6 protein-coding genes are annotated in these 6,091 nt (G+C 41.6%); 2 read left to right on the top strand and 4 right to left on the bottom strand.

Annotated elements, in window-relative coordinates; translation table 11 throughout:
* Positions 1-273: 273 nt before the first annotated feature.
* From ABXH34_RS17150 to ABXH34_RS17135, 4 genes are all read right to left on the bottom strand, one after another.
* Positions 274-840 (bottom strand): nucleotidyltransferase family protein, encoded by a 567-nt coding sequence (locus ABXH34_RS17150; protein WP_353573106.1) that lies wholly within the window; start codon positions 838-840, stop codon positions 274-276.
* Entirely contained in the window at positions 837-1,790 is a 954-nt protein-coding gene (locus ABXH34_RS17145) for an XdhC family protein (protein WP_353573105.1), read from the bottom strand. The genes ABXH34_RS17150 and ABXH34_RS17145 overlap by 4 nt, the downstream gene beginning before the upstream one ends.
* Before the next feature lie 227 nt (positions 1,791-2,017).
* Positions 2,018-4,180 (bottom strand): xanthine dehydrogenase family protein molybdopterin-binding subunit, encoded by a 2,163-nt coding sequence (locus ABXH34_RS17140; protein ID WP_353573104.1) that lies wholly within the window; start codon positions 4,178-4,180, stop codon positions 2,018-2,020.
* Positions 4,181-4,192: 12 nt separating this feature from the next.
* The gene (locus ABXH34_RS17135) at positions 4,193-4,645 is read right to left on the bottom strand and encodes a (2Fe-2S)-binding protein (protein ID WP_353573103.1); all 453 of its coding nucleotides are present in this window, start codon (positions 4,643-4,645) and stop codon (positions 4,193-4,195) included.
* Positions 4,646-4,850: 205 nt separating this feature from the next.
* On the opposite strand from ABXH34_RS17135, the gene ABXH34_RS17130 reads away from it, so the two are divergent.
* Both ABXH34_RS17130 and cobU read left to right on the top strand, forming a co-directional pair.
* Entirely contained in the window at positions 4,851-5,348 is a 498-nt protein-coding gene (locus tag ABXH34_RS17130; protein WP_353573102.1) for a hypothetical protein, read from the top strand.
* A gap of 28 nt (positions 5,349-5,376) precedes the next feature.
* Positions 5,377-5,904, top strand: a complete 528-nt coding sequence (gene cobU, locus ABXH34_RS17125; protein WP_353573101.1) for a bifunctional adenosylcobinamide kinase/adenosylcobinamide-phosphate guanylyltransferase — start codon at positions 5,377-5,379, stop codon at positions 5,902-5,904.
* The last annotated feature ends 187 nt before the right edge of the window (positions 5,905-6,091 follow it).

Genomic DNA, 6,091 nt, shown 5'->3' with positions numbered 1-6,091 from the left:
AGTCAATTCTATCTTAAGTGCGAGGACTGGCAGTCCTGAAATTCTTTAAATATTAATCACTTATTAAAAATAAGGGCTGCTAGTGCTGTATCGCTTTAAAGTAAAATGACTATATTAATGAATTCTGTATAATTTAAAATTCAATAAGTTAAAAAATATCGCTTTTTTATGATTTATCAGGTTTCAAACTCAAAATTAATATTGCGAAAAATAGCAAAAGATTTCAAATGGGGTCTATAATCAAATAGCTCTCTTTGAATTAACAAAATAAACCTAAAAATTGGTTAAATCTTTCTTCCTATCCACATCACGTAAAATCCCCGCGTCATTTACAGGTAATAATTGCAGTTGTTCTGCATGATTTTTGAGTAACGACCTTGCACCACTATCACCATGCAAAGTGGTTAATTGCTTACGAAAACATTGATTGAATCCAACAGGATGCCCGCGTTGACCATTGAATGAAGGGGCTGTGATGAATGCACCATTTTCAAGGCTTCGGCGAATTAAATGTAAAGTGTCAACTTGAACCCAAGGCATATCACCCAAGGCAATGACCCAGCCGTCTGCATCTTGACAGGCTGCAACACCCAACGCCAAATTATCACCCATACCCGCAAGCTTAGTTTGAGTAATAATCTGAAAATCAAGCTGGGTTAATTGTTCACATAATTGAGTATCTGATTCGCGCACAATGGCAATATTATTTTCAAAGACGGGGATAAGTTTACGCGCTGATGCAAGACCAATCACCTCACCATTCGGCAATGGATGCAATAATTTATCGCCGCCAAAACGAGTACCATGACCTGCTGCGAGCAAAATACCGACAATATTCATTTGACTTGACGACGTGCTGTGGTAATGCCAGCCATGATCGATAACGCAATTTCAGGTGGCGTGCGACTACCAATATCTAAACCCACAGGCGCGTGTAGATGATTAATCTGGGTTTCAGTTAAATCAAGTTGAACCAGACGTTCGCGACGGGCGGCACTGGTTCGTTGTGAACCCAATGCACCCACATAAAATGCTTCCATTTTTAAGGCTTCCATTAACGCCATATCATCAACTTTAGGATCGTGCGCCAAGGTAATCACCGCTGTTCGTGGATGACTGGCGACTGCAATCACAGCTTCATCAGGCATGATAGTGATAAATTTAACCCCATCTTCATGCCAATCCACTTGCATTGCTCGTGGGTCGCAAACAGTCACCCGATAACCCAGCAACAAAGCCATTCGTGCGGTATAACGCGCCAATTGACCTGCACCAATCAGCAATAATTGCCAAGCACAACCAAATACTTGATGAATATTGTGTTCATCAGCGCTGAACTCCTGTTCAGCCGTGGTTTTGTGTAATGAGATTTCACCTGTATCCAGACACACTTGTCGCCGTACCAATTCGCCCGCATCAATACGGCTTAATAATGTTTGGATTTGAGTTTGATGTTCCAATGGCTCAATCAGCAATTCCAAGCGTCCGCCACAAGGCAAACCAAAACGGGCAGCATCTCCTGCTTTCACTCCATAATCAATTAACATCGGCTTTGTTACTGACAATTCACTCGTGCGAAACCGTGCGATTAAATCTTCTTCCACACAACCACCAGAAACTGAGCCTGCAAATTGTCCATCATCCCGCATCAGCATCAGTGAACCACATGGGCGTGGCGATGAACCCCACGTTTTAACCACGGTAACTAATGCAATGCGCTGTTTATGTCGCATCCATTCAATAGCGGTTGCAATAATTTCTCGGTCTGTACCGTAAGTAATATCTGTCATTTGAAGTCAATAATACCAATTGAAAAAGCTGGAATACAGTGTGGAAAGTTTGTATACATTATATTCAAGACACACTTATTCCATTCTATATTTTCTTCTATAGAACCTATTTGAAATCTACAGTTACCATTAGGACGCAGAGCGTCTGGGCTGCATTCCAACGGAGACCGTTGGAACGAGAAATATGTAAAATTATTGTCTTTTTAGATATCAAATGAGTTCTATAATTAAACGCTACGCACGGGCAAATTATAGAAACGTTTTCCTGTTGCAGCCGCAAGCGCATTGGCTACCGCAGGTGCAATCACAGGGGTTGCAGGCTCACCGACACCCGTTGGTGCTTCCGCTGAAGGCACAATATGCACTTCAATATCTGGCATCTCTGACATGCGGACAACTTCATAATCATGGAAATTACTTTGCACCACGCGCCCTTGATCTAATGTGATTTCACTGTTTAAAATCATTGCCAAACCAAAGCCCATACCGCCTTGCATTTGTGCTTTGATGATGTCTGGATTCACCGCAATCCCACAATCGACTGCAATCACTACTTTATCCACTTTAAAGCTGCTGCCATTAACGCTGACATCTGCCACCATCGCGACATAAGAGTTAAATGATTTATGCACCGCCACGCCACGTCCTTTGCCTTCACCCAATTCGGTTTTACCCCAATTGGCTTTTTCTGCTGCCAGCTTCAACACACCCGCATGACGAGGATGTTCTTTGAGCAAAGCTAAACGGTATTCAACAGGGTCTTTACCAGCCTTGGTTGCAAGCTCATCGATAAACGTCTCAGTGCTATAAGCGGTATGAGTCGAACCCACTGAACGCCACCATTGAACTGGTACAGGCAATTCAGGTGAATGTAAATCAATATGTAAATTCGGAATTTGATAAGGTAGATTTTGTGCGCCTTCCACAGAAGTATGGTCAACACCATCATGAACGAGTACCGCCTCAAATGGTGTCCCTTTCGCAATCGATTGCCCAACTAAACGATGTTGCCACGCTTTAGGCATTCCCTCTTTGTCCAAAGTCGCACGAACACGATGTAAATTCAGCGGACGATACCAACCTCCTTGCATATCATCTTCACGTGTCCAAACTAATTTGACAGGAACTTGTGTTTTCAACGCTTTAGCAATAAAAGCCGTTTCTAACACATAATCAGATTTTGGATTAGCGCGTCGTCCGAATGAACCGCCCGCATATAACATGTTGATTGTGACTTGTTCGGGTTTAAGACCAAATACTGCCGCAAGACCCATTTGATCCAAGGTTTGCATTTGCTCACCATTCCATACTTCAACAGCATCACCACGATAATGCACCACACAATTTAAAGGTTCCATCGCCGCATGGGCTAAATATGGAAAACGATATTCTGCTTCAATCACTTGCTCGGCTTTATCTAATTCGGCTATAGCATCACCATCATTACGTGCGACCGCACCTGATTTATCTAATAATTCACCATATTGTTTAAAAATATCGTCCGAACTGAGTTTAAATGCCTTGGATTCATCCCATTCAATTTTAAGTGCATCACGGGCTTTTTTCGCTGTCCAGAAGTCTTTAGCCACCACTGCAACCCCTGAAGGAATAGTGATAACGTCTTCAACCCCAGTCATTGCACGCGCTGCTTTGTCATCAACAGATTTCACAGTTGCGCCGAATAATGGCGGATGCGCGACAACAGCGGTTAACATATCAGGCAATTGCATGTCTTGGGTAAAAATGGCTGTGCCATTGATTTTGCCACTGGTATCTTTGCGTGAGAGTTTCTTACCGATAAGCCGGAATTGAGCAGGGTCTTTTAATTTGGGTTCTTCAGGCACGGCTTGCTTATTGGCAGCGGCGACTAATTCACCAAACGTGGCGGATTTGTCAGCATGACTGAGTTTACCGTCTTGCACCGTGATTTCAGCAGCATCTACTTGCCATTGTTCGGCCGCCGCAGAAACTAGCATACTCCGCGCTGTTGCACCCGCTTGGCGCATTTGTAACCACGAATTAGCAATCGCATTACTGCCACCCGTGCCTTGAGCTTTACCCCAGAATAAATTGTTATAACGTTGGCTATCCGCAGGTGCGCCGATGACTTTGACTTGTTCCCAAGCGGCATCCAGCTCTTCTGCAACCAAGGTCGCTAAACCTGTGTAAGTACCTTGACCCATTTCCAAATGTTTAGAAATCACCGTGACTGTATTATCAAGATCGATACGTAAAAAAGCATTGGGGCTAAAGCTTATCGTTTCAGCCGTTTCGGTCGCGGCATTATCAGCTTGTACAGGAATATTAAATCCAAGTACTAAACCTGCTGCACTGGTAGCTAAACCTAATTTAAGAAAATCACGGCGATTGATGGCGCGTATTTCATTCATGATTATTATTCCTTAGCCCAATTTCTTTGCAGCAGCATGAATACCCTCACGGATACGATGATAAGTATTACAACGACATATATTGCCTGTCATTGCATTATCAATGTCGGTATTTGTTGGATTAGGATTGTCTTTTAATAACGCGCTGGCACTCATAATTTGCCCCGATTGGCAGTAACCACATTGCACAACATCTTGCCACACGTCTTGAATCGCCTTGCCTTCAGTTGTTTCACCAATGGCTTCGATAGTGGTGATGTGCTTGCCTTCTACAGCAGAAACAGGTGTGGAACAGGAGCGAATCGGTTGCCCATCAAGATGAACCGTACACGCGCCACATAATGCAGAACCACAACCAAATTTAGTCCCTGTGAGTTTGGCGTGGTCACGAATGGCCCATAAAAGGAGTGTATCTGGTGCAACATCAAGTTGATGCTCAGTGCCATTGATGGTGAGTTTAATCATAAGATTTACCTGAAAGTGCGAAATTAAAATTTATCGGAATTCAGTTTAACGCTAAAATCTTACATTTTCACTGTAGATTTATTAAGTTTGGCGTGATTTGCCTATTATATTTTTAATTTAGCGCGATTTTCATACGGAGCAGTCAATTTATATGGTGGTGAAACACCTTGTGCAAACTGTGCGACATCATGACAAAGGAATAAGGATGAATGAAGATAATATCTATCAACCACCTAAATCTAAATTAGTTTCTAATACCGAATCTAGTGAAAATATAGAAAGTATTGCCATTGCAAAGAAACTCATTAATATTGCGACCCTGATTTTATTTCTTGCCACAGGCATTGCCTTCTATAATATAGTATTTGCTGGTGTTTTGATTTTACTTTCCTTAACTATTGGACTGAGTGGATGGTTAAGATTAGTTGTAAATATGATCAACTCTCTTACTCTAAAACGGTTGTATATTATTCTGACGATTATTTCTTTTATTGCCCCTGTTGCTGTTATTCCTTTCTTTACTGTTTTAGCAAAAATATCCCATTTTTATGATGTGAGGTTTATTCTATTAACTTTATTAATCGCTGTATGTTTGTTGGTTATCTTGCACCTTTTAACGTCACTCAGTGCACAGGCAACAACTCGACTCAAAGAAAATGGCTATCAAATAAGTTTGTTAGGTACAGTCAGGAAAATAAAATAATGATATTTCAATTAGTAAAGAGACGGTTATGAGTTTAGAATTAATTTTAGGCGGTGCACGTTCGGGAAAAAGTCGTTTTGCAGAACAGCGTGCCAAGCAAAGTGAACAAAATGGCTTAGAAGTGATTTATATCGCCACTGCTACGGCCAGTGACCATGAAATGACTGATCGTATCACGCACCATCAACAACAACGTCCAAGCCATTGGCATACTGTTGAAACGCCAATACATTTAGCTGAAACGCTGCAAATCCATGCCGACCCACAAAAATGCCTTATTATTGAATGCTTAACACTGTGGATAACTAATTGCTTATTGGCTGAAGGTAATTGCTGGGAACAAGAAAGGCAATTATTGCTAGAACAAATACACACTCTACCGGGACAACACATTTTTGTAGGCAATGAAGTAGGTCATGGTGTCGTGCCAATGGGTGAATTATCACGCCAGTTTGTAGATGAAAATGGGCGTTTGCATCAATCTTTAGCACAATTGGCTGATAATGTATTTTGGGTAGTTGCAGGTTTGCCACAAGTTTTAAAAGGAACATTATAAAATGGCTAATCTTGTAGCACAATAATACATAATATTTATAGTGTAGGGTGGAATAGCGAAAGCGTTTTCCACCAATGAGGTGGCGGGGGACTATCGCAAAAGGTGGAATACGGTGTGTGATATTATTCAAATATTTTAAGGTTTGAGGCACACCTATTCCACCCTACATTTTCAAGCTTTTTTAAAT

The sequence above is a fragment of the Candidatus Albibeggiatoa sp. nov. BB20 genome, assembly GCA_016744725.1.
Lineage (GTDB): Bacteria > Pseudomonadota > Gammaproteobacteria > Beggiatoales > Beggiatoaceae > Albibeggiatoa.
The sequence above is the reverse complement of the archived record's forward strand: the minus strand, read 5'-3'. Positions and strand labels throughout refer to the sequence as shown.